Genomic DNA, 25,075 nt, shown 5'->3' with positions numbered 1-25,075 from the left:
ATTACGTTTAACAAGCCGACTTTATGAAACTATCGCTGCTGACACTTAATCTGCATACCTATCAGGAACACCCTCGTTACTGTTGCTTTGAAACGATGCACCAACATGAGCGCGAGGTATATATTATCGCCGAGGCAATTGCTCACTTAAAAATTGATGTTATTTGTTTTCAAGAGGTTGGGGAGCATATGCATGATCCCATCGTAAGTCCTTACGGCGAATCATCATCCAACATGGCTTTTCGAATTTGTAGTAAATTACGTCAGTGGGGTCTTTGGTATCATATTCATCAGGACTGGAGTCATATCGGTTTTGATCGTTGGCGAGAAGGTACCGCCATCATGAGTCGTTATCCGATGCAGCACAATTTTTCAGCCTATGTTTCTAACGATCATCGAAAAGATAATTATATGTCTCGAAATATTACTGTGTCGTGTATCGATGTTCCATGGTTCGGATTATTGCATATTTCTAATGTTCACTTAAGTTGGGCACATCATGGTTTTTATGAGGAATATAATAATCTCCAAAAACTGATCCACTCACGTTTGCATTTTGGTGTCAGAGGCGATTTGATTGTTGGTGATTTTAATGCGCCTGCCGGGGATCATGCTTATAACCACATTGTCGGTAATCAATACTATGTGGATCAATTTCACGAATTATATCCCCATCGATTTTATCAGCCCAGCTATCATGGCCAAATAGATGGATGGAAAAACTATCCCCCCAAACGCATTGATTATATATTTAAACGCAAAGGTAATCCTATGCAAATTAAAGCCATGAAGGTCATCTTTAATGACGATTTCTATCCAATCGTTTCCGATCATTTTGGCTATCTGGCAAGTTTTGAGATGTTTTGATCGCACTCTGCGCGGTTATGTGTACGGAATTTATGATCGAGTTATTTTATTTGAGAGCAAGAAGTCTGAGCGATAATGACGACATGGGCGGTTCGGACTTTGGTATCGCGGACACTTCCTTATGGAGAGATGAGTAATTAAGTGACGGCGATGATGACTGGACTTAAGCAACATAAGACCTAAAGTTGCGGAATTCAGCATTTATAAAAAATAAATTACCGGAAATTAAGATGCTGTACTAATTTTTTATTTTTTAATAGAAACATAAATCATGCCATCACTCTATCAACAAATAAGCCGGATTGCTATTGTTGTAATAATGGTAAGTATTTGTCGCTTGTAATGAAAAGGACGAAGATAGCAACCTTTAGAAAAAGCCGTCTCTACTGTGACAGAAGACAATATCACGCAATTGCAAAGATAAGCGCAGCAAGGAGATCCTGATGCACAATACGAGCTCGCTTATCTTTATGGAATGGGTTATGCCTACCAAAGAACGAAACCAGGGCTCTTGAGTTTGCGGATCAAGGGCATCGTGCGGCACAAGATAATATTGATCAGATTAGTAAACTGAAGTAAATAGTTGTTAACTTACAATAACAGTGGAATTTTTAAAACATGCTGAACCAGATAAAACTTTTTTTTGAGCAACATTTGATGCTTTCAGCGCCTGATGAATCTCTGGAAGAAAAGCTACAACTTGCGACGGTTGTTTTATTTTTGGAAATGATGTACATGGATGATAAAGTTGAGCCAAAAGAACAGGAAATTATTTTATCCTTAATTCATCAAAATTTTTCATTAACGGCTGAACAAACAACGGCTCTGCTGGCTTTAGCCGAACAACAAAGAATACAGGCAACTGATTATTTTCAATTTACGTCCTTAATTAATAAGGAATATAATCTGGAGCAAAAAGTTGGCTTAATCGAAGCGTTATGGAAAATTGCTTTTGTTGATGGCGTATTAGATATGAACGAAGAATATCTGGTACGAAAAATTGCCGACCTTCTATATGTACCTCATACCGCTTTTATTATGGCAAAAAACAGGGTGGCAGGTTAATTGTATAGCTTGTTCTAATAACATGCTATCTTGAATCGGCTGCCACAGATTGTGGCAGCAAGTAAATCACAAAGTCAGGTCGACCCGAGCAAAGGACGCATCGTTACCGAGGCAACCTTGTTGAACTCGTCAACGATTTCCAACGCTTCAATCAAGACAGGCCATTTTTTTTCATGCTTTTTGTGGGCACTGTTCTTTTTTGTGTATGTGTGTTTACTCGTTAGTCTTTTTGTTCTTGCTGTTCTGTCTGTGGTAGGTCAGGTTGAGCGCTGGCAGCGCGGCGTTTACCGATATTTTTCTTGTCTCTATCGCGTATTTTGATTTTTTCTGCTGCTACTTTTTTGGGTTCTATTTTATTTTTTATACCGGCCGCTTTGCCTGATGCTTTCAGTTTTTTTGGACCTTTATACTTGCCTTCAAGCTCTTTAATGGTGCGGTGTTTAAATTTCTGTTTTAAGAAACGTTCAATACCTGACATCAAATTCCATTCGGTGCTTTTTACCAGCGCTATGGTTAGTCCCAGTTCATCAACCCTTCCGGTACGGCCTATGCGATGTATATAATTGATACCGTTTCTAGGTACATCAAAATTAATCACCAGATTGATACCTTTAATATCAAGACCACGGGCGGCAAGATCTGTAGCCACCATGACTTTAACTTCGCCTTCGCGGAAAAGTTGCATCATGCGGTTGCGATCTTTTTGATCCATTTCACCATGCAGTACGCCGACACGAAGTTTTTGTCCCCGCAACGGGCCGCGTAGCAGATCTGCCTGAATCCGGCTATTGGTAAATACCAGTGCTTTGTCGTAGGTTTCATTAAGCAGTAACCAGGCTAACAACTTTTGTTTATGGTTGTTATCGTCGGCAACTATAATTTGTTGCTCGATATTGCGATGGCCGTCGTGCAAGGTGTTTAAGGCAACTACCTTATGATCTTGCAGAATCTTGTCAGCCATTTTGATCACGCCAAAATGGGTTAGCGTGGCAGAAAACAATAAGGTTTGTCTTTGCTCATTACAACTTTTGGTGATGGTTAATACGTCTTCACTAAAGCCCATATCCAGCATGCGATCGGCTTCATCCAGAATGAGAATTTCAAGATTGGTAAAGTTGGGTATCTCCTGCCCCATCAATTCCAGAATACGACCGGGGGTTGCAATAACAATTTCCGTATTTCTACGCAGCATGTTTTGCTGTAGCCTGAAGTCATCGCCACCAGTAATAATGCCGGCCTTAATATCGGTAAATTCGATTAATTGTTGGCACTGTTTAAAAATTTGCTGGGCCAGTTCACGCGTAGGCGCCAGTATGAGTGCCCGCGTACCTGGTTTTCTGGTCGATAATGTGAGTAGGTGATGCAGTGTAGGCAATAAAAATGCGGCGGTTTTACCGCTGCCGGTTTCGGCACTGACCAGTAAGTCTTTGTGCTCCAAAGCCGGTGGAATGGCTTGTTGTTGCACAGGTGTCGGTTGTTCAAACCCTAGTTTTCTGACTGCTATAAGCAGGGGCTCAGCGAGGGATAAGCTTGAGAAAGAAAGCGGGGTGTCTGTTGGATTAGGCTGCATGAATCTTGAGTAGTTGTTGGGTTACGCAGGTGATAAATTGCGGATATTTTGTGTCATTATAAGCTTTTTGTTATAAGGCGTTATGATTAAAATTAACAGGACATTCTCCAATGCATTGCAAATCGGGTTTTAGCTGGTAAGCTTTGAATTTGAACTGGTGATTTTATGCGGTTGGTTTATTTTATTTCCGCTTCCATTTGTTTTTCACGACGTAAAAGGATAAAAACAATGATACCGATTAGAGATACCGCGCCTTGTTACGCAAAGCCTTATGTGACCTGGGGAATAATAGCGGTCTGCACTAGCATTTTTATCGCCATGAAAATAATGCCTGATCAGGCTGCTATTGCTCTGTTGCATCGTTATGGTATGGTGCCTATTCGGTATTCCGTTTTTCAGGAGAACTTGCCTTTTGATGGCTATCTATCATTTGTAACCAATTTATTTTTACATGCAAGTTGGACGCATCTACTTATGAATATGTGGTTTATGTGGATTTTTGGCGATAATGTGGAAGACAGAATGGGGCGACTGCCGTTTTTAATTTTTTATTTGCTGTGCGGAGTCTTTGCGACACTTTTGCAATGGTATTTTGATCCTCTGCTGGATATTCCTGTTATAGGTGCCTCAGGCGCTATAGCTGGAGTATTGGCCGCGTATTTTTTTCTATATCCACTTGAGCGTGTTATCGTGTTTTTTCCGCCAATGTTGTTTCATGTGCCAGCTATTGCTTTTTTAGGTTTGTGGATTATTTTACAAGTGGATAATGCAACAACCTCCATTATTTTTGAAGGCGTAACGATAGGTGTCGCCTGGTGGGCACATTTGGGCGGGTTTGTTGCCGGGTCGATTTTGTATCGGGTTTTTCTTAAAAGCAATAAAAATGACGTAATTTGATCGCTTTAAGGTATAATTTTGACCTTCAAAAGTCGGGCTTTTTGATGAAAACAACAACAATCAGTCATTGTTACTGATTAAAAAAGGCTCTTAAAGTTATCGGGAAATTGAAAAATAATATGAAAAAAGTTAATGTTGCGTTGGTAAGGTTATTTCAGTTTATAGTTTTTGTACTCTTTATATTTATGGTAATAGTGTATTTTGGTGCGATGGTTTTACTGCCACTAGATGCTATTGCATTGCTGATAAAATTGATGGGTGTTTTGGGTCTTCATGGTTTTATCGGCGCTTTAATTGCCATCCCGGTTGTTGGTTATTTGTGCTTTGTTGTTTACAAAACCCCCGGACTTTGCAAAATGATTGTTGATACCGGTGTTGAGCTCATCAAGACCGCTAAATTAAGAGTTGATGCATTTAATGACATCGTTGATGCTGTAAAAGCTTAAATTTTTGATTGTAAAAAAGGGCGTGCCGAAAATGACATGCCTTTTTTTATGCCTGTTTAAAAAAATTTTTAATTGCTAGCAAAGTATTTTTCAAAGCTGTTGTCATAAATGTGTCTTTAATTTCGTGGCTTCATAGAAAGCGATTCCTAACAATGTTGTCGTCAACTGCTTCTTTATAGTTTTTATTTCAGGCAAGACACAAAAATAAATTATTACTTTTATAGAATGTGCTGTAAACAAAAAAGCACACCCTATAAAGCGTGTTTTATTTATTGTGAGTCTTCTGAAAAGGACATTTTAAGAGTGATAGTGAAAGCTGATGACACTTTTTTTAAAAAATCATGATTTATTAGCTTGTGTTATAAAATTTTATCAATCATAATAGCCATCTTTTAGCCAGTACGGCTAAAGCATAATGGTGATCATGTCGGTCCTCTCGCAACGATACGCTGTAAACCCCGCCAGGTCCGGAAGGAAGCAACGGTAGCAGCAGATTCGTGTGCCGGGATGTGGCTGGTATGATTACCGCCCAATACCCCCACTATTTTTCGAGCCTGCAATGAATTATCAGGTTCTTGCCAGAAAATGGCGTCCTCACAATTTTACTGAAGTCGTCGGACAAGAGCATGTAGTAAAGTCGTTAATTAACGCTTTGCAACATAATCGGCTCCATCATGCTTATTTATTTACTGGAACGCGTGGCGTAGGTAAAACTACCATTGCCAGAATTCTTGCTAAAGCTATCAATTGTGAAAATCTCCAGGAATTTAATCCTTGTGGCGTTTGTAGCGTTTGCCGGGATCTTGATGAAGGACGGTTTTTAGATTTAATTGAAGTTGATGCAGCATCCCGCACTAAAGTTGAAGATACCCGCGATTTACTCGATAACGCCCAATATGCGCCCAGTCATGGACGCTATAAAGTTTATATAATCGATGAAGTGCACATGTTGTCCGGGCATAGCTTTAATGCGTTATTAAAAACGCTGGAAGAGCCGCCGCCGCATGTCAAGTTCTTGTTGGCAACAACAGATCCTCATAAAATTCCTGTTACTGTGTTGTCCCGTTGTTTGCAATTTAATCTAAAGCGATTGCTTCCAGCGCAGATTTGTTCGCAAATGGAGTTTATCCTTCAGCAGGAAGCGATTGAATTTGAACCTGCCGCGTTAAAATTATTATCCCGCGCTGCTGATGGCAGTATGCGTGATGGTTTAAGTCTGTTGGATCAAGCTATCGTCTATGGTAATGGTAAGGTTCCTGCTGATGATGTCAGGGCGATGCTTGGCACAGTTGCGCAGCAACCGGTTAATGACATATTAAGCGCTTTGGCTCGTGGCGATGTAGTTGATATTCTGGATAAAATCAATGAAATTGCTAACTTAACGCCTGATTTTGGTGAAATTTTACATCAAATATTACAAATCCTGCATCGTGTTGCCTTGGTTCAGCAAGTGCCGGGTGCCGTTGATCGCGATTTTGATGTTGATATGATCGCTGCCTTGTCAGGCCAGTTAACCCCCGAAGATGTTCAGCTTTTTTATCAAATCGGTCTGGTGGGGCGAAGAGATCTTGATCTGGCCCCCGATCCACGCAGCGGTTTTGAAATGGTTATGTTGCGTATGCTGACATTTAAGCCGGTAACGTTGGTGCAGGGCAGTATAAAATCCATTAAAATTCAGTCAGCTGTCAGCAAGCCTCAGGTAAAAATGCTTACGCCGGTTGTGACGGCAGTAGTGCCGCGTAATGAGGTGTCTGTTAATGCTGGCAGTAATGATTGGTTATCAATGATTGTAGCGATGAAGCTGAGTGGTCTAACCAAAGAGTTTGCAAGTAATTGTGTATTGGAAAGTATTGATGATAAAGTTTGCTCCTTGATAGTCGATCCAGGTCATATCAGAGGTGCTCGAGCAGAAGAAACCTTGCAAAAAACATTGCAAGTCTATCGTGGGGCGCCGCTTAAGTTGGTCATCAATGCTAAAAAAATTACCCAGGATACGCCGGCGGTCCAGCTGACCAAAGAGCGTGAAGATAAGCAACAATCGGCGGTTGAGTTTATTCATTCAGATCATAACATTCAGGCTTTAAAAGATCGTTTTGATGCGCGGGTTTTACCTGGCACCATAGAGCCTTTGTAAAATTAAAAGAGGAAAGAAATGAAAAATGCGTTAGGTAATATCATGCAGCAAGCCCAAAAAATGCAGGAAGATGTGAAAAAGGCTCAAGAAGAGTTGGGGTTAATGCAAGTGTTAGGTGAATCAGGCGGCGGTTTAGTGACTATTGTCATGACGGGGAAGCGCGAAGCCAGAAAAGTAACTATTGATGATTCGCTGTTGGGCGACGATAGAGATATGCTTGAGGATCTTATTGCTGCGGCTATTAATGACGCAGTGAATAAAGTTGGTAAATTAAAAAAAGAAAAAATGGCTGATGTAACTGCTGGAATTCCCTTACCTCCCGGATTTCAACTGCCTTTCTAATATGCACAAAAAAGGCTTATTAGGGCAGCTAATACAAAATTTATGTTGTTTACCCGGCGTTGGTCCCAAAACAGCGCAACGTATGGCTTTTTATTTACTCCAGCGCGATCGTAATGGCGCAAGAAATCTGGCAGAAACAGTTCTGCAGGCGATTGATAAAATTGGTCATTGTGAGCAATGCCGAACGCTTACTGAGTATCCGTTTTGTGAAATTTGTGCAGACAGTTCAAGAGATGATTCCCTTATTTGTATCGTTGAAAGTCCCGCTGATGTTTGGATCGTCGATCAGGCTACCCAATTTAAAGGTTGTTATTTTGTATTGCATGGGCGCTTGTCGCCACTGGATGGTATTGGTCCTGATGAGTTGGGTCTCGATTTGCTTGAGCAGCGTTTGGCAACCGGTAGCGTTAAAGAGTTGATTTTGGCGACCAATTCAACAGTAGAGGGCGAGGCGACAGCTTACTTTATTGGCGAGATAGCCAAAAAATATCAGGTTCAGGCCAGTAGAATAGCGCATGGTGTGCCGATGGGTGGTGAGCTTGAGTTTATAGATAGTGGTACGCTATCGCATGCATTTAAAGGCCGAAAAGAAATTTAGCGTGCCTTCCCTATTATATGATTCATATAAGTGTCAGATAGCTAAAATTATAAGGAGTGATGGTTATGACTCAGTGTTTATTTTGCAAAATGGTTGCTGGTGAAATTAAGCCGGATGTCGTTTTTGAAGATGATACGGTTTTGGCATTTAGGGACATAAATCCTCAAGCCCCTGTGCATATTCTTATTATTCCCAAGTTGCATATTGCCAACTTGAATGCTCTGAATGATACCTTGCTGGCCGGTCAATTATTGCAAGTTGCCATAAAATTAGCCAGACAGGAAGGTTTGTCTGAAGAGGGCTATAGAACCGTATTTAACTGCAATAAAAAAGGCGGTCAAGATGTTTATCATCTGCACTTGCATTTGCTGGGCGGTCGACAAATGATCTGGCCTCCTGGTTAAATTAAATTATTTTGGTGAGCAAGGTGCTTATTGATGAGTTAGCTGTTGTTTTAAAAAGTCAGGAATACGTTGCTCTAACCAGTAATTTGGCTTGAAAGGTATTTCGCCGCAAATAAAGCCTACGTGCCCGCCACCTTGGGTAATTTCCAGATGAATGCTTGATGATAGCTCATCCAATTTAGGAATAACATCTGCCGTCATAAAGGGATCATCAAGTGCTTGAATCAATAAAGTGGTTGTTGTTATCGATTTAAGAAATTGTCGAGAACTGGAGCGTTGATAATAGTCGTGTACATTTTTAAAGCCATATAATTTTGCGACTACCTGATTATCATACTGCCAAAAAGATTTAATAGGTGACAGATCCCCTAGTTGTTCAATTTTACCGGCTTCCTGGTATTGGCCAATTGCTTCCAAATGTCGTTGTTTGTCTTGGACATGGTCTTTTAATTCGCGTAGTAATTTTTTGCGATAAAGCCTTGAAAAGCCTTTATCCAGTCGGGTTGCGCAAGCACCTAATACAAAAGGCACAGAAACGGCTATAGCGGCAAATAACGATAAGCTATTGTTTTGCTCACCCAGCCATTTTAATAGTACATTGCCTCCTAATGAGAAACCAACGACTGCGAAAGGTGTATGAGGTTCGCGTCGGCGTAAGGTTTGATAGAGAAAATGAATATCTTCAGTTTCTCCTGAGTGATAAAACCGCGCTGAATAGTTATAATCACCACTGCAACCACGAAAATTTAATGCGACACTACGAAACCCTTGCTGTAATAAAACGCTCTGTAAGCCTCTGATGTAGACCGACTGAGAGCTGCCTGTTAAGCCATGTAATAAAATAATTAGCGGTTGACTGCCTTCGCCACACCAATCAATATCAATAAAATCATTGTCCGGTGTTATTAATCGCTCGCGTCGCAATCCTAAGGGTAATCGCGCTTTGCGCATTAGCGCGGGGTATAGCGTTTGTAAGTGGGTGTTATTCAGCCACCAGGCAGGTTTGAAAGTTGTTTTGATTAACATAAAACGTAAAATTATTCCTACCAAAGGTGTTATTTCAGGCTTGCTGAGCTGAAGCTTCAGTATAGAAGCTAAGTGTTTGTTTGTACATGGAGTTTCTATAAAATTCTGGTAATGATTTAATCCTCAAGTTTTTAAAATGATAATATAATCATCCATAAATCAACTTCTTTGAATAAAAACACCTAAAGATATGTTTAATATTGCACTCTATGAGCCAAGAATTCCTCAAAATACAGGGAATATTATTAGGCTTACTGCTAATAACGGCTGCAATCTTCATTTAATTGGTACGTTGGGTTTTGATCTTGAGGAAAAGAATCTACGTCGATCCGGTCTTGATTATTTTGATTTGGCAAATGTTACCTGTCATGCGGATTATCATACTTTTATAAAAGCGATGCAGGGGCACAGGCTATTTGCCTTAACAACAAAAGGCAGTCAGTCATATAATAAAGTCAAATATCAGGCGGATGATGTTTTGTTATTTGGGTCTGAAACTGCCGGACTACCTGAGGATATACGAAATAGTATTGCGTTAAGTCATCAATTGAAAATACCTATGAGGCCAAATAATCGCAGCATAAACTTATCAAATGCCGTGGCTATTGTTAGTTACGAGGCTTGGGGGCAACTAGGATTTGCAGGTTGTCAGTAATTTAAGTTATTCAGCTGTTGACAAGTTGTTCAGGTAGGCTATAATGGCCGGCTTGTTCGGGGTAACGTAGTTTGACCCTGAACCAGGACAGCAACAGGCAATGTCGACAAGGGGTTGACAAACCGAATCCGCTCTGTATAATTGCCGGACTCAACGGTGCTGCGGCACCAACGCTCTTTAACAACTTGATCAAAATAATTTGTGTGGGTACTTGTGGTGATTGTTAGGCTGTTAAAAAATAATCGACACAAAGACAACACATTAAGAAGTAATTTTTAACGTTTAGTTTTGTAGTCGAGCCAAGATTGGCTACTCATCTTATTGAGTGGCAAACTGATTTAAACTGAAGAGTTTGATCATGGCTCAGATTGAACGCTGGCGGTATGCTTAACACATGCAAGTCGAACGGTAACAGGCCTTCGGGCGCTGACGAGTGGCGGACGGGTGAGTAACGCGTAGGAATCTGCCTTATAGTGGGGGACAACGTGGGGAAACCCACGCTAATACCGCATACGCCCTACGGGGGAAAGGAGGGGATCTTCGGACCTTTCGCTATGAGATGAGCCTGCGTTAGATTAGCTAGTTGGTAGGGTAAAGGCCTACCAAGGCGACGATCTATAGCTGGTCTGAGAGGACGATCAGCCACACTGGGACTGAGACACGGCCCAGACTCCTACGGGAGGCAGCAGTGGGGAATATTGGACAATGGGCGAAAGCCTGATCCAGCAATACCGCGTGTGTGAAGAAGGCCTTAGGGTTGTAAAGCACTTTCAATTGGGAGGAAAACCTGCCGGTCAATACCCGGTAGCTTGACATTACCTTTAGAAGAAGCACCGGCTAACTCCGTGCCAGCAGCCGCGGTAATACGGAGGGTGCGAGCGTTAATCGGAATTACTGGGCGTAAAGCGTGCGTAGGTGGTTCGTTAAGTCAGATGTGAAAGCCCTGGGCTCAACCTGGGAACTGCATTTGAAACTGGCGGACTAGAGTTTAGTAGAGGGGAGTGGAATTTCAGGTGTAGCGGTGAAATGCGTAGATATCTGAAGGAACACCAGTGGCGAAGGCGACTCCCTGGACTAAAACTGACGCTGAGGTACGAAAGCGTGGGTAGCAAACAGGATTAGATACCCTGGTAGTCCACGCCGTAAACGATGTCGACTAGCCGTTGGTCCTATTTACAGGATTAGTGGCGCAGCTAACGCATTAAGTCGACCGCCTGGGGAGTACGGCCGCAAGGTTAAAACTCAAATGAATTGACGGGGGCCCGCACAAGCGGTGGAGCATGTGGTTTAATTCGATGCAACGCGAAGAACCTTACCTACCCTTGACATCCAGAGAATCTGTTAGAGATAGTAGAGTGCCTTCGGGAGCTCTGAGACAGGTGCTGCATGGCTGTCGTCAGCTCGTGTCGTGAGATGTTGGGTTAAGTCCCGTAACGAGCGCAACCCTTGTCCTTAGTTGCCAGCGGGTAATGCCGGGAACTCTAGGGAGACTGCCGGTGATAAACCGGAGGAAGGTGGGGACGACGTCAAGTCATCATGGCCCTTATGGGTAGGGCTACACACGTGCTACAATGGCCGGTACAGAGGGCTGCGAACTGGCGACAGTAAGCAAATCCCAGAAAGCCGGTCTTAGTCCGGATTGGAGTCTGCAACTCGACTCCATGAAGTCGGAATCGCTAGTAATCGCGAATCAGAATGTCGCGGTGAATACGTTCCCGGGCCTTGTACACACCGCCCGTCACACCATGGGAGTGGGTTGCAAAAGAAGTGGGTAGTCTAACCTTCGGGAGGGCGCTCACCACTTTGTGATTCATGACTGGGGTGAAGTCGTAACAAGGTAGCCCTAGGGGAACCTGGGGCTGGATCACCTCCTTACAAAGATGGTCTATCGTCATCATGCGTATCCACAACAAATTATTTTGATCAGACGCAGTATGAGCCCAGGGCCTGTAGCTCAGTTGGTTAGAGCGCACCCCTGATAAGGGTGAGGTCGGTGGTTCGAGTCCACCCAGGCCCACCATCTTGCCGCAAGGTAAGCGTGATGTGGCCCGGGGATGTCAGTAAGCAGCAGCGCAAGCATAAGCAAGACACATTGGGGCTATAGCTCAGCTGGGAGAGCACCTGCCTTGCACGCAGGGGGTCAGCGGTTCGATCCCGCTTAGCTCCACCAATTCTATAACGTTTCGATTCACTTAAGAATCGGCAGAGACCTTATAGAATTGGTGTATTTATTGAATACACGAATAGCTCTTTAACAATTTGGAAATCTGTAACAACGTAATCTTGATCTGTAAAGGTGACAAGATTACGCAACGAGTTCGCGTGCAGCGACAGTGTCAGCGGATAGTAGCAAGCCTTGCCGGATTAAGCAATTAATTGGCAAAACTTGTTGGTATACAAAAGCACAGATGCTCACGCGAATGAGTTCTCAAAAACAGAAAAAAGCGATTAAGAAAGCTGATCGGTATAACACGTAATGCTGTTAACCGGCCAGTCAAGCAACAGAAAATACCCTGTTGGCTGATTGGTTGGCGAAAACAGACTTATTGGGGTTATATGGTCAAGTGAATAAGCGCATACGGTGGATGCCTAGGCAGTAAGAGGCGATGAAGGACGTTGTAGCATGCGATAAGTCTCGGGGAGTTTGCAAACTAACTTTGATCCGAGAATTTCCGAATGGGGAAACCCGGCGTGCATCAGCACGTCATCTTGCAGTGAATACATAGCTGCATGAAGCGAACCCGGAGAACTGAAACATCTAAGTACCCGGAGGAAAAGAAATCAACCGAGATTCCCCTAGTAGCGGCGAGCGAACGGGGATTAGCCCTTAAGTTGTATAGTTGTTAGTGGAACAGTCTGGAAAGTCTGGCGATACAGGGTGATAGCCCCGTACACGAAAACGCTATACAGTGAAAACGAGTAGGTCGGAGCACGTGAAACTTTGACTGAACATGGGGGGACCATCCTCCAAGGCTAAATACTCCTTACTGACCGATAGTGAACCAGTACCGTGAGGGAAAGGCGAAAAGAACCCCGGAGAGGGGAGTGAAATAGATCCTGAAACCGTATGCGTACAAGCAGTGGGAGCACCCTCGTGGTGTGACTGCGTACCTTTTGTATAATGGGTCAGCGACTTAATCTCAGTGGCAAGCTTAACCGAATAGGGGAGGCGTAGCGAAAGCGAGTCTTAATAGGGCGTTTAGTCGCTGGGATTAGACCCGAAACCGGGCGATCTATCCATGGCCAGGCTGAAGGTGAGGTAATACTTACTGGAGGGCCGAACCCACGTATGTTGAAAAATGCGGGGATGAGCTGTGGATCGGAGTGAAAGGCTAATCAAGCTCGGAGATAGCTGGTTCTCCTCGAAAGCTATTTAGGTAGCGCCTCGTGTATAACTGTTGGGGGTAGAGCACTGTTTCGGCTAGGGGGTCATCTCGACTTACCAACCCGATGCAAACTCCGAATACCAACAAGTTTGAGCACGGGAGACACACGGCGGGTGATAAGGTCCGTCGTGGAAAGGGAAACAGCCCAGACCGTCAGCTAAGGTCCCAAAATCTATGCTCAGTGGGAAACGATGTGGAAAGGCCCAGACAGCCAGGAGGTTGGCTTAGAAGCAGCCATCCTTTAAAGAAAGCGTAATAGCTCACTGGTCGAGTCGGTCTGCGCGGAAGATTTACCGGGGCTAAGCATAGTACCGAAGCTACGGGTTCATCTTTTAGATGAGCGGTAGAGGAGCGTTCTGTACGCCTGCGAAGGTGAACTGAGAAGTTTGCTGGAGGTATCAGAAGTGCGAATGCTGACATGAGTAACGATAATGGGGGTGAAAAACCCCCACGCCGAAAACCCAAGGTTTCCTGCGCAACGCTAATCGACGCAGGGTTAGTCGGTACCTAAGGCGAGGCTGAAAAGCGTAGTCGATGGAAAGCAGGTTAATATTCCTGCACTAGTAGTAACTGCGATGGGGTGACGGAGAAGGCTAGGTCAGCTGACGGTTGGAAGTGTCAGTTTAAGCGAGTAGGGAGGGTTCTTAGGCAAATCCGGGAACCTCTATTCTGAGACGTGATGACGAGACTCTCCTCGGAGAGACGAAGTGATTGATGCCATGCTTCCAAGAAAAACCTCTAAGCTTCAGGTTACTAGTAGCCGTACCCCAAACCGACACAGGTGGGTGGGATGAGAATTCTAAGGCGCTTGAGAGAACTCGGCTGAAGGAACTAGGCAAAATGATACCGTAACTTCGGGAGAAGGTATGCCCTTGGTAAGTGAAGTCCCTTGCGGATGGAGCTGAAGAGGGTTGCAATAAAATGGTGGCTGCGACTGTTTAGCAAAAACATAGCACTCTGCAAACTCGGAAGAGGAAGTATAGGGTGTGACGCCTGCCCGGTGCTGGAAGGTTAATTGATGGGGTTATCTTCGGAGAAGCTCTTGATCGAAGCCCCAGTAAACGGCGGCCGTAACTATAACGGTCCTAAGGTAGCGAAATTCCTTGTCGGGTAAGTTCCGACCTGCACGAATGGCGTAACGATGGCCACACTGTCTCCAGCCGAGACTCAGTGAAATTGAAATTGCGGTGAAGATGCCGTATACCCGCGGCTAGACGGAAAGACCCCGTGAACCTTTACTATAGCTTGACACTGGACTTTGAATCGATTTGTGTAGGATAGGTGGGAGACTTAGAAGCCGGAACGCTAGTTTTGGTGGAGTCAACCTTGAAATACCACCCTGGTTTATTTGAAGTTCTAACCTGGATCCATTATCTGGATTGGGGACAGTGTCTGGTGGGTAGTTTGACTGGGGCGGTCTCCTCCTAAAGAGTAACGGAGGAGCACGAAGGTACCCTCAGCCTGGTCGGAAATCAGGCAATGAGTGCAATGGCATAAGGGTGCTTGACTGCGAGATAGACACATCGAGCAGGTACGAAAGTAGGTCATAGTGATCCGGTGGTTCTGTATGGAAGGGCCATCGCTCAACGGATAAAAGGTACTCCGGGGATAACAGGCTGATACCGCCCAAGAGTTCATATCGACGGCGGTGTTTGGCACCTCGATGTCGGCTCATCACATCCTGGGGCTGAAGCAGGTCCCAAGGGTATGGCTGTTCGCCATTTAAAGTGGTACGCGAGCTGGGTTCAGAACGTCGTGAGACAGTTCGGTCCCTATCTGCCGTGGGCGTTTGAGATTTGAGGGAAGCTGCTCCTAGTACGAGAGGACCGGAGTGGACGAACCTCTGGTGTTCCGGTTGTCATGCCAATGGCATTGCCGGGTAGCTACGTTCGGACAGGATAACCGCTGAAAGCATCTAAGCGGGAAGCCCCTCCCAAGATGAGATCTCACTGGGACCATGAGTCCCCTGAAGGGCCCTGGAAGACTACCAGGTTGATAGGCACGGTGTGGAAGCGCAGTAATGTGTGAAGCTAACGTGTACTAATTGCCCGTGAGGCTTGACCATATAACACCCAATCAGTTTGGGCGAGTTATACGCCGGGACGGTTAGCAATAACTGTTCTGGCCAGCCGATTATCGCTAATCACTGTAAAAAAGAACACAAAAAAAGCAGCAAAAAGTTAGTTGATATGAAGCTAACCAAAAAAGTGTTACAGATTTCCAGCGTTGTGTTTAACCGCACAGCGAAGACCGTCGACAGGCAAATAAAATAGCCTGAGGCGACACCAGTTTGCTTGGTGACCATAGCGAGCGTGAACCACCCGATCCCATCCCGAACTCGGAAGTGAAACCGCTTAGCGCCGATGATAGTGTGGCAGTTTGCCATGCGAAAGTAGGGAATTGCCAAGCGCTTAAATTAAAAACCCAAGATAATCTCTTGGGTTTTTTTTTGCCAAAAATTCCGAAAGCTATGTCCGGCGAAACTATACATTTTAGAAGTGTTATCAATATTTAATTGTTGATTTATCTTTATAACAAGAAGTTATGAGACTTGGTGAGGAGATTGGATTTAGCCGTATAGACTTAATTTGATGACTTTAAAAATTAGTTGTAATTCAGCTCTAATATTGATTAGGTAGTTTTGAATCAAATTACAAATATATTTTCCGACAAACTAAATTGTCATCGGTCACTACTCTTGACTTATCATATCTTCAGTCAGTTTAAACTTGTTCCAATCCTGTAAGTGAATTGGAACAAGTTTATTACAATGACTTGACGTATCAATCACGACAGTTAGAGTTTTTACTACAATTTAGCTTGGTAGAAACAATAAGCTGGTTGTATTGTTTCCATATTAGATTTATGGAGAAATAGTAGTGAAAAGCTATTTAGGAACATGAATAGGAGTGAGTTTCCATAACTCATTATTATATTCAGAAATCGTTCTGTCAGTAGAGAATTTACCACTGTTGGCACAATTTATAATACTCATTTTTGTCCAGCGATCTTTATCCTGAAAAGCCGCTTCTACACGTTTTTGTGCGTCAACAAAGCTACGGAAATCAGCAATAGTTACCCAAGGGTCATGCGGGCTTTTCATTGAGTCAATAATACCTTCAAAAATACCTGGTTCCGCTTGGTTAAAATGTCCGGTTTCAAGCATATCCATTACCCTTTTTAGGTCGTTATCTTGATTAATGATTGCAACGGGATTGTAGTGGCCTCGCAAATTTTCAACCTGGTCTTCAGTTAAGCCAAACAGGAAAAAATTATCATCACCGACTTCTTCACGAATCTCGATATTGGCTCCATCCAGCGTACCAATGGTCAATGCGCCGTTCATCATGAATTTCATATTACCCGTGCCGGAAGCTTCTTTTCCGGCAGTTGATATTTGCTCGGAAAGATCGGCGCCAGGGCAAATTTTTTCCATTGCAGAGACTCGATAATTGGGCAGGAAAACAAGTTTTAATTTGTCACCTACATCAGCATCGTTATTAATAACATGGGCAACATTATTAATCAGTTTGATAATTTTTTTTGCCATGTAATAACCGGGAGCCGCTTTACCGCCAATCAATACACAACGATCGGTCCAGTTTGCAGTATCACCACGCTTGATACGCTCATAAAGATGGATAACGTGTAAAACATTTAATAATTGGCGCTTATATTCGTGAATCCGTTTAACTTGCACATCAAACAAAGCATTCACATTTAAGTCAACCCCCAACTCTTGCTTTTTAAAATCAATCAGCTTTTGTTTGGCCGCTTGCTGAACTTCATGCCAACGTTTGCAAAACGCCTGATCGTTAATGTATAGCTCCAGTTTTTTTAATAACGATAAATCAGTTAGCCAGGCATCACTAATGGTTTCTGTAATTAATTCAGCCAGTTCCGGATTACACGAAGCCAGCCAACGGCGTGGCGTAACGCCATTAGTTTTATTATTAAATTTTTCCGGCCATAGCTCATAGAAATCATGAAACAAGCCTTGTTGTAGTAATTTTGAATGTAATTCGGCAACACCATTTACGGAATAGCTACCCACTATCGCTAAATAAGCAATTCTAACGTGTTGATCACCGCCTTCTTCAATTAGCGACATGCGAGTTACCCGATCTTTATCACCCGGCCAACGCGCAGATACTTCTACCAGAAAATGGGCGTTAATTTCAAAAATTATCTCCATTAAGCGTGGTAATAATTGTTTAAAAAGATTGACGGACCAGCGTTCCAATGCTTCTGGTAACAGTGTATGGTTGGTATAAGCCATGGTCTTACGGGTAATTGCCCAAGCTTCATTCCATGCCAAGCCATGATTATCAATCAACAGGCGCATCAGTTCTGCTACGGCTATACTTGGATGGGTATCGTTTAATTGAAAACAGTTTTTTTCGGCAAACTTGGAAAAATCATTGTGATGTCGACCGGACCAAAGTTCAAGGATATCTTGCAAACTGGCTGAAGCCAGTAAATATTGTTGGCGTAGACGCAGTGCTTTACCATTTTCATTGGCATCGTTTGGATACAGCACCATGGTAATATTTTCAGCGGTATTTTGCGCAGCGACTGATTCTGCATAATCACCGGCATTAAACTCTTGTAAATCAAATTCTTCGGTTGCTGTCGCTTTCCATAAGCGCAAAGTATTTACTGTACCATTTTGGTAGCCGGGAATTGGCGTATCAAAAGGTACGGCGATTATGTCGTGAGTATCGACCCAACTAACCCGAATCTTGCCCTTGTCATCAATATGGCGCTCGGTACGACCACCAAATTTAATACGCTGTTTGTACTCAAGACGTTCAATTTCCCAGACATTGCCATTACGTAGCCAATGATCAGGTTCTTCTACTTGTTCACCATTAACAATAGTTTGGGAGAACATGCCATATTCATAACGTAAGCCATAACCGGTTACCGGTAATTGTAAGGTTGCACAGCTATCAATAAAACAAGCCGCTAAACGGCCCAAACCACCGTTGCCTAAACCGGCATCGGGTTCTGCATCAATTAACTCTTCAATATCAAGACCCAAATCATACATGGCTTGTGATACATTATCTGTTATACCCAGATTTAACATGGCATTACTGAGCGTTCGGCCCATTAAAAATTCCATTGATAAATAATAGGCTTTCTTACAATCCTCTTTTTTATAGCTGTTATAAGTTTTTTTCCAGCGCTCTGTGAGTCGATCGCTTATTACCATGGATAAAGCTTCATAGACATAATGAATTGATCTACAGTCTTCATCTCTGCCGAGTCTGTGGCCATAATAGCGCTTAAAATCGCTGATTATTTCATTTTTATCATTACCTAAATCGGGAAGTGTCGTAATTGAAAATACGGGTTGGCTTTTTTTGAATCGTCTATGAGGCATAGTTTTATCAGGGGATTAGTTAATATTTAATGACCTTAATTATTTTATACTATATGGTGTAAAAACACCGCATGTAAGATTTAGTTTAAGAGTATTTTAAAGAAATAAAATTTTTACAAGTGCACCTTAAATTTCAACAGGGTGCAATAGCAATAATATCGATCAATACAATGGGCTGGTTTATTCAATTCGATACGGATCCATATATATGGACTCGACTTTACGACCCAGCATTAATACATTCCCGTTATAGCGCTCATTACCGGTCGATGAAAACTCAAACAGAAATGATCGCCGCAAGCTTATTTTTCCTGCCTTGTTTCTTTTTAGCCCAATACCATTTAATGCTACATAACCATCCAGCATTTGAACCTCCATTGACAGGCAATGGGCGCTAGCTATTTTAAGCGCAATTTCTTTGGCTTTCTGGGAATTAAACCAGTATCCGTATGCCAGACATATAAAACTTATTAAAATAATATCGCTTAACATGGTTTAGAATTTGATATGAACCGTTAGAATCGTATATTCTACTTAATGCAAGCCCACTATTAAAGTAAGCGATGTTGTTACGGTAGTTATTACAGTTGTAAGTATTATATTGTTTGGCCTTGGTGTTTAATAATTCTGACTTTCCTAAATAGGAAGGGAGTTTTGGACGGTAATTTACGCCAAGGCACTTTGATTAATTTTATAGATTTTATGGAAAAATACCTATGTATTCTGAACTTAGTACAATAGAAATTCAGCCGGAATCAGCGCACAAATACTCTGTCATCTGGCTACATGGATTAGGTGCTGACGGGCACGATTTTGAAGATGTCGCCTCGCAATTATCTGTTAACGCGGCACCTAATATTCATTTTATTTTCCCCAATGCGCCTATTCAGCCAATTACCATTAATGGCGGAATGCATATGCGTGCCTGGTACGATATTTTGGAAGCTTCACTGGAGAGAAAAGTTGATCTGGCGGGGATTTACCAATCAGAAAAACTACTGACACAATTGATTGATCAAGAAATGGCTAAAGGCATTCCTTCAGAGCATATTTTATTGGCTGGATTTTCTCAAGGCGGGGTGATTGCGTTGCATACCGGGCTAAATTTTCCACATAAGCTGGCTGGAGTTGTTACACTTTCGGCTTATTTACCTACCCTTGAAAAATTAAAAATCGAACTGCCAACAGTCAACAAGTCTATGCCGGTGTTTATGGCGCATGGCATACTGGATACAGTGGTGGCTATAGAATCAAGTAAAGCCGTATTCAATACACTGCATGCCTTGGAATATAATATTGAATGGCATGATTACGTGATGGCTCACTCAGTTTGCACTGAAGAAATAGAACATATTTCAATTTTTATTAATAGCATCTTCAGTTAGCAATTAATTTTATAGAGCCATTCTGAAAGTAAACAGGGTTGTAAAGGTTAAGCTTTTCTTTGGTCAATAAAGTTTACACGAATGGCTTAACCGTCAATCCTTCTGGACGGTTAAGCTCAAGCTTATTATCCCTTTAAGTCTTTTAGACCTCGGCTTTTTGTTGATAAGCAGCCATCTGATTAAAATTAAGATATCGATAAGTATCTTCAGCGGTTTCGCTGATCTGTTCGGCGTAGTGCATATATTCTTCAAAAGTGGGAATTTTTCCCAAAATTGAACACACTGCTGCCAGTTCGGCAGATGACAGATAAACATTGGCACCATTCCCCAAGCGATTAGGGAAATTTCGTGTTGATGTAGACACCACGGTGGAATTTTCAGCTACTCGTGCTTGATTACCCATACATAATGAGCACCCCGGCATTTCCATTCTGGCGCCGGCTTTACCAAAAGTGCTGTAATAACCTTCTTCGGTTAACTGGGTTTGATCCATTTTGGTGGGAGGAGCAACCCACAACCGCGTTGGTAATTCACCGTCATGTTTTTCAAGTAACTTACCGGCAGCACGAAAATGACCCACATTAGTCATACAAGAGCCCAGGAAAACTTCATCAATTTTGGTACCGGCGACAGCGGAGAGGGTTTTTACATCATCCGGATCATTAGGGCATGCCAGTAGCGGTTCCTTGATCTCGCTCATATCAATTTCGATGATTTCAAAGTATTCAGTATCCGCATCAGGCTCCAGTAATACCGGATTAGCCAGCCATTCTTCCATACTTTTGATGCGACGTTCAAGGGTACGGACATCGCCATAACCTTCAGTAATCATCCATTTTAGTAGCGCGATATTGGAATTAAGATATTCACGTATCGGTGCTTCACTTAAACGAATTGTACAGCCACCCGCCGAGCGTTCAGCTGAGGCATCGGATAATTCAAACGCCTGCTCTACCTTTAAATTGGGCAAACCTTCGATTTCCAGAATTCGTCCCGAAAAGACATTTTCCTTACCTTTTTTATCAATGGTCAGTAAGCCGCGTTGTATCGCCGCATAAGGGATGGCATTAACCATATCACGTAGTGTAATACCTGGCTGCATTTCACCTTTAAAACGGACCAGTACTGATTCCGGCATGTCTAGTGGAATAACGCCTGTAGCCGCTGCGAAAGCGACTAAACCTGAACCGGCAGGAAAAGAAATACCGATCGGGAAGCGGGTATGCGAATCTCCGCCTGTACCGACGGTATCCGGCAATAACATGCGGTTTAACCAGGAATGAATAATGCCGTCGCCAGGACGCAACGACACGCCGCCACGATTCATTATAAAGTCGGGCAGAGTATGTTGCATAACCACATCAACCGGCTTGGGATAGGCCGCCGTGTGACAAAACGATTGCAATACCAGATCCGCTGAAAAGCCCAAACAGGCCAGATCCTTCAATTCATCGCGGGTCATCGGGCCGGTTGTATCCTGTGAGCCCACCGTGGTCATGCGTGGTTCACAGTAAGTATGCGGACGAACGCCAGGTACACCACAAGCTTTACCCACTATTTTCTGGGCTAAGGTGTAACCTTTACCACTGTCTTTTTTGTCAACCGGACGTAGAAATACGGTAGAGGTTTCTAATCCTAAGGCTTTTCGGGCACGGTCAGTCAAGCCGCGTCCGATAATTAACGGAATACGTCCTCCGGCACGAACCTCATCGAGAATAACATCGGTTTTTAAGGCAAAGGTACAAATAACTTCATCGCTATCATGACGTTTAATAACGCCCTCATAGACATAAATATCGATAACATCGCCCATGGACATACTGGTAACATCACATTCAAAGGGTAAGGCGCCTGAATCTTCCATGGTATTGAAGAAAATGGGAGCGATTTTATTACCGATACAAACACCACCATCGCGTTTATTGGGAATAAAAGGAATATCATTACCGATGTACCATAATACCGAATTAGTTGCTGATTTGCGCGATGATCCTGTGCCCACTACATCGCCTACATAAGCCACTGGAAAGCCTTTCTCATGCAATACTTCGATTTGAAGCTCCGCATTATTAATACCTTCTCTCGGCATTTTTAGCATGGCTTTGGCATGGAGAGGAATATCAGGTCTTGACCAGGCATCAGGGGCCGGCGATAAATCGTCAGTATTGGTTTCACCGGTAACTTTAAAAACCGTCACTGTCATTTTTTCGGGTACGCGTGGTTTGCTGGTAAACCATTGTGCATCTGCCCAGGATTGAATGACTTGCTTGGCAAAATCATTGCCTGCATCGGCTTTTTCCTGGACATCATGAAAGGCATCAAATATTAGTAAAGTGTGAGACAAGCCTTTAACGGCGATGGCTCCCAGTTCAGGGTCATCCAGCAAGTCTATTAAAGGCGTAATATTATAACCACCGAGCATGGTACCCAATAATTCTGTTGCATCGGCAGCCGTTAAAATAGGTGAGCTAACTTCACCTTTGGCAATTGCCGCCAGAAAGCCTGCTTTAATATAAGCGGCTTCATCAACACCCGCAGGAACCCGATTAGCCAACAGATTTAAAATAAACTCTTCTTCGCCTTCTGGTGGATTTTTAATCAGCTCAACCAAAGCAGCCATTTGTTCTGCATCAAGCGGCTTGGCTACAACGCCTTCAGTGGCGCGTTCTTCAACATGTTTGCGGTATTGTTCCAGCATAACGAACTCCTTATAAATTATTTAAAATGCCTAACTTTCAGACTGAACTGCAGACAAGGTATAAAGTAAAACGCGAGATATTTTTAAATTTTCTAATGCCGATTATCTTCCCTGAGAGAAGTAGTCTGTTTTCTTAAATTAATGGTATTGAGCCTTGACCAATATTACCAAACCCGTATCTACAATGATTGTATGTGAAGTGTAAGAGTTAGCAAAACAGATACCATGATAGCAAATTATTTTAATAGAGATAAAAATGAATCCCTATCCTTTAAATAATGCTATTGCTATTGATAAGTTTTTAACTCATAGCGCTACATTAAATTTTTTTTTGCGAAAAATATTTTTCAACAGGATCTGATTTTTAATGACGATAATGGTATGTTAACCCGCTAATGGGTATATGTTTATCATGATAAGTTTTATCTTACCTTTAGGGTCTGCTATGCACACCTTGGTTTTATGAAATTTATTTTTAGGAGTACGAAATGCATAAATGTCTAGCGTGTGGCTATAAACGTGAGAGCTTTGATATTCGGTGTCCTGAATGCGGAAGTTTTTACCCGACAATAGCAGAGCTTATTGCCGAAGAAGAAGCCAATGAAGAAAGGCACTCGTTTCGTGGCTATTGCAAACGGATACTGGCTGCAGATGATAAAAAGCAAGAGTTACTGAACGAATTCAATAGGATAAAAGCAGGACTGTCTAAAAAGGCACTATTTACTGTTTTTGTGATAATTGCTTTTGTTTTTGCCCTGACACTTCCTGTATTGTAAGAAAAAGCGTTTTTTATTGTTAACAAAAGCAGGTACTGCCAAGGCAATTATCAATTTGTTAAGTTGATAACCTGTAAGCGGATTATTCAGTGGTATTGGCAATAATTTTATGGATACGTTTAGTGCTAATGCCAATAACAATCAAAATAAAGGGTACAGAAATACCTTCAATAAGCTCTGGGTTGACTTTCCAGCCAAGAATATTGAGTGCTTCGGCTATTTTACCAATCAGGCCGGCCAGATAGTAAGTAATGGCAACTATCGATATACCTTCAACCATTTGCTGCATGCGCAATTGCATTTTTGCACGTAAAGCCATAGACGTGAGTAAGCCCTGATTTTGTCGCTCGATAACAATATCAACTTTTGTTCGCAATAATTGGCTGGCGTTACTGACACGTTCTGATAACAGGGTAAAACGGTGCGAAACAGATTCGCAAGTATTAATCGCCGGCTCCAGTCGCCGTTTGGTAAATTCACCCAAAGTCTGAATACCTTGAATTCTAACCTCACGTAAATCATTAATGCGATGTTCCACTAATTGATAATAGGCGCTGGCAGCGGCAAAGCGAAAATGATTACCGGATATATAGTTTTCAACTTCAGCAGCCAAAGTGGTTAACTCATCCAATAATTCAGCATCATTATTATCAGGCAGGGTCATTGCGTTGGTAATGGTATACAGTTGGCGATCGGCCTTATTTAAGGCCGGATAAAGTTTGCGAGCGATAGGAAAAGCCAGTAATGCCATCACCCGATAGACTTCAATTTCAAATAACCGTTGTAATAAGCGTCCTGCCTGCTCGGCTCTTAAGTCGTTATTAATAACTAAAAAACGACTAAATCCATCAATATGTATCCGGAAATCTGTAAACACTGAGGCTGCCTCACCGGTTACTTTAGAGCCTATAATAGAGTTTCCGGCAAAGTAAACCGAGAGTGCACCTAAATCCGTACTTTCTTCATAATTAATATCGTCGGCACAGACAATGGTTGCATGTGCTGCAACAATAACTTGTCCGGTTAGTGCCGCTAACCAATCCACTGGCACTTTTTTTAAGGCAGAATCCATAAAAGGATCTTTAGGGGTATCATGTACATAAAAACTGTAAGTACTAAACTCGCCGTGTTGTTCCCAGCGTATCTGAAAAGAATTAAAGCTGGCACTAAAATGATCCACTTCTTTTTCGGGCGGAGCCACACCAAATCTTTCACAGAGCATGATCAAGTGCTGACGTTCCTGCAACTTTTCATCACTGGACAGTAATAACGCAAGATGACTGGCTCTAACCGGTAAATTGAGCATAAAAGGCGCTCTGGCGTGAACTTCATTGTGAAGAACAAAGCGTTGCGGATGATTTTCAGGAATCGGGAATAAAGTCGTCACAGCTAATTTATAGTCTCTTTAGTTTTATCTGGATCAATTATTTAGGTGATA

17 protein-coding genes, 2 tRNA genes, 3 rRNA genes and 1 other RNA gene are annotated in these 25,075 nt (G+C 42.7%); 17 read left to right on the top strand and 6 right to left on the bottom strand.

Features of this window, described 5'->3' with window-relative positions; translation table 11 throughout:
* The first annotated feature begins 23 nt into the window (after positions 1-23).
* On the top strand, positions 24-866 hold the full coding sequence (locus KKZ03_RS18095; protein WP_243218174.1) for an endonuclease/exonuclease/phosphatase family protein: 843 nt from the start codon (positions 24-26) through the stop codon (positions 864-866).
* Between the two features lie 618 nt (positions 867-1,484).
* Positions 1,485-1,931, top strand: a complete 447-nt coding sequence (locus tag KKZ03_RS18090; RefSeq protein WP_243218173.1) for a TerB family tellurite resistance protein — start codon at positions 1,485-1,487, stop codon at positions 1,929-1,931.
* Positions 1,932-2,151: 220 nt separating this feature from the next.
* Here the strand turns inward: KKZ03_RS18090 and KKZ03_RS18085 are convergent, their stop codons facing one another.
* On the bottom strand, positions 2,152-3,501 hold the full coding sequence (locus tag KKZ03_RS18085) for a DEAD/DEAH box helicase (protein ID WP_243218172.1): 1,350 nt from the start codon (positions 3,499-3,501) through the stop codon (positions 2,152-2,154).
* A 228-nt stretch (positions 3,502-3,729) separates the two neighbouring features.
* On the opposite strand from KKZ03_RS18085, the gene KKZ03_RS18080 reads away from it, so the two are divergent.
* The 7 genes from KKZ03_RS18080 (at position 3,730) to KKZ03_RS18050 (ending at position 8,322) form a co-directional block, all read left to right on the top strand.
* Positions 3,730-4,398 (top strand): rhomboid family intramembrane serine protease, encoded by a 669-nt coding sequence (locus KKZ03_RS18080; RefSeq protein ID WP_243218171.1) that lies wholly within the window; start codon positions 3,730-3,732, stop codon positions 4,396-4,398.
* 119 nt (positions 4,399-4,517) lie between these two features.
* Entirely contained in the window at positions 4,518-4,844 is a 327-nt protein-coding gene (locus KKZ03_RS18075; protein ID WP_243221670.1) for a hypothetical protein, read from the top strand.
* Between the two features lie 425 nt (positions 4,845-5,269).
* An RNA gene (gene ffs, locus KKZ03_RS18070) (signal recognition particle sRNA small type) lies at positions 5,270-5,366 on the top strand.
* 37 nt (positions 5,367-5,403) lie between these two features.
* On the top strand, positions 5,404-6,978 hold the full coding sequence (gene dnaX, locus KKZ03_RS18065) for a DNA polymerase III subunit gamma/tau (protein ID WP_243218170.1): 1,575 nt from the start codon (positions 5,404-5,406) through the stop codon (positions 6,976-6,978).
* 18 nt (positions 6,979-6,996) lie between these two features.
* Entirely contained in the window at positions 6,997-7,320 is a 324-nt protein-coding gene (locus tag KKZ03_RS18060; protein ID WP_243218169.1) for a YbaB/EbfC family nucleoid-associated protein, read from the top strand.
* Between the two features lies 1 nt (position 7,321).
* On the top strand, positions 7,322-7,918 hold the full coding sequence (gene recR, locus KKZ03_RS18055) for a recombination mediator RecR (protein ID WP_243218168.1): 597 nt from the start codon (positions 7,322-7,324) through the stop codon (positions 7,916-7,918).
* Positions 7,919-7,983: 65 nt separating this feature from the next.
* Entirely contained in the window at positions 7,984-8,322 is a 339-nt protein-coding gene (locus KKZ03_RS18050; protein WP_243218167.1) for a histidine triad nucleotide-binding protein, read from the top strand.
* 27 nt (positions 8,323-8,349) lie between these two features.
* On the opposite strand, the gene KKZ03_RS18045 is transcribed toward KKZ03_RS18050, so the two are convergent.
* A complete protein-coding gene (locus KKZ03_RS18045) occupies positions 8,350-9,348 on the bottom strand; it encodes a hydrolase (RefSeq protein WP_243218166.1) in 999 nt (332 codons plus the stop codon).
* 190 nt (positions 9,349-9,538) lie between these two features.
* On the opposite strand from KKZ03_RS18045, the gene KKZ03_RS18040 reads away from it, so the two are divergent.
* The 6 genes from KKZ03_RS18040 (at position 9,539) to rrf (ending at position 15,798) form a co-directional block, all read left to right on the top strand.
* A complete protein-coding gene (locus KKZ03_RS18040; RefSeq protein WP_243218165.1) occupies positions 9,539-10,003 on the top strand; it encodes a tRNA (cytidine(34)-2'-O)-methyltransferase in 465 nt (154 codons plus the stop codon).
* 340 nt (positions 10,004-10,343) lie between these two features.
* A 16S ribosomal RNA gene (locus KKZ03_RS18035) occupies positions 10,344-11,878 on the top strand.
* 68 nt (positions 11,879-11,946) lie between these two features.
* Positions 11,947-12,023, top strand: a tRNA-Ile gene (locus KKZ03_RS18030).
* A 74-nt stretch (positions 12,024-12,097) separates the two neighbouring features.
* A tRNA-Ala gene (locus KKZ03_RS18025) sits at positions 12,098-12,173 on the top strand.
* Between the two features lie 388 nt (positions 12,174-12,561).
* Positions 12,562-15,454: ribosomal RNA gene (locus KKZ03_RS18020) — 23S ribosomal RNA — on the top strand.
* A gap of 228 nt (positions 15,455-15,682) precedes the next feature.
* Positions 15,683-15,798 (top strand): 5S ribosomal RNA (rrf, locus tag KKZ03_RS18015).
* The 16S, 23S and 5S rRNA genes sit together here with 2 tRNA genes alongside, the layout of an rRNA operon.
* Positions 15,799-16,276: 478 nt before the next feature.
* Here the strand turns inward: rrf and KKZ03_RS18010 are convergent.
* Together KKZ03_RS18010 and KKZ03_RS18005 are read right to left on the bottom strand one after the other, a co-directional pair.
* A complete protein-coding gene (locus KKZ03_RS18010) occupies positions 16,277-18,778 on the bottom strand; it encodes a glycogen/starch/alpha-glucan phosphorylase (RefSeq protein WP_243218164.1) in 2,502 nt (833 codons plus the stop codon).
* A gap of 180 nt (positions 18,779-18,958) precedes the next feature.
* Positions 18,959-19,270 (bottom strand): DUF3301 domain-containing protein, encoded by a 312-nt coding sequence (locus tag KKZ03_RS18005; RefSeq protein WP_243218163.1) that lies wholly within the window; start codon positions 19,268-19,270, stop codon positions 18,959-18,961.
* A gap of 224 nt (positions 19,271-19,494) precedes the next feature.
* Between KKZ03_RS18005 and KKZ03_RS18000 the strand changes: the two genes are divergently transcribed.
* Positions 19,495-20,163: an alpha/beta hydrolase gene (locus KKZ03_RS18000; protein ID WP_243218162.1), complete on the top strand. Its 669-nt coding sequence runs from the start codon at positions 19,495-19,497 to the stop codon at positions 20,161-20,163.
* A gap of 142 nt (positions 20,164-20,305) precedes the next feature.
* Here the strand turns inward: KKZ03_RS18000 and acnB are convergent, their stop codons facing one another.
* Positions 20,306-22,861: a bifunctional aconitate hydratase 2/2-methylisocitrate dehydratase gene (gene acnB, locus KKZ03_RS17995; RefSeq protein ID WP_243218161.1), complete on the bottom strand. Its 2,556-nt coding sequence runs from the start codon at positions 22,859-22,861 to the stop codon at positions 20,306-20,308.
* 488 nt (positions 22,862-23,349) lie between these two features.
* On the opposite strand from acnB, the gene KKZ03_RS17990 reads away from it, so the two are divergent.
* Complete coding sequence (locus KKZ03_RS17990) at positions 23,350-23,637, top strand: hypothetical protein (RefSeq protein WP_243218160.1); 288 nt, start codon at positions 23,350-23,352, stop codon at positions 23,635-23,637.
* An 82-nt stretch (positions 23,638-23,719) separates the two neighbouring features.
* On the opposite strand, the gene KKZ03_RS17985 is transcribed toward KKZ03_RS17990, so the two are convergent.
* The gene (locus KKZ03_RS17985; RefSeq protein WP_243218159.1) at positions 23,720-25,024 is read right to left on the bottom strand and encodes a DUF3422 family protein; all 1,305 of its coding nucleotides are present in this window, start codon (positions 25,022-25,024) and stop codon (positions 23,720-23,722) included.
* Between the last annotated feature and the right edge of the window lie 51 nt (positions 25,025-25,075).

Origin of the sequence: Methylobacter sp. S3L5C, from assembly GCF_022788635.1 — a bacterium.
Classification (GTDB): Bacteria; Pseudomonadota; Gammaproteobacteria; order Methylococcales; family Methylomonadaceae; genus Methylobacter_C.
The sequence above is the reverse complement of the archived record's forward strand: the minus strand, read 5'-3'. Positions and strand labels throughout refer to the sequence as shown.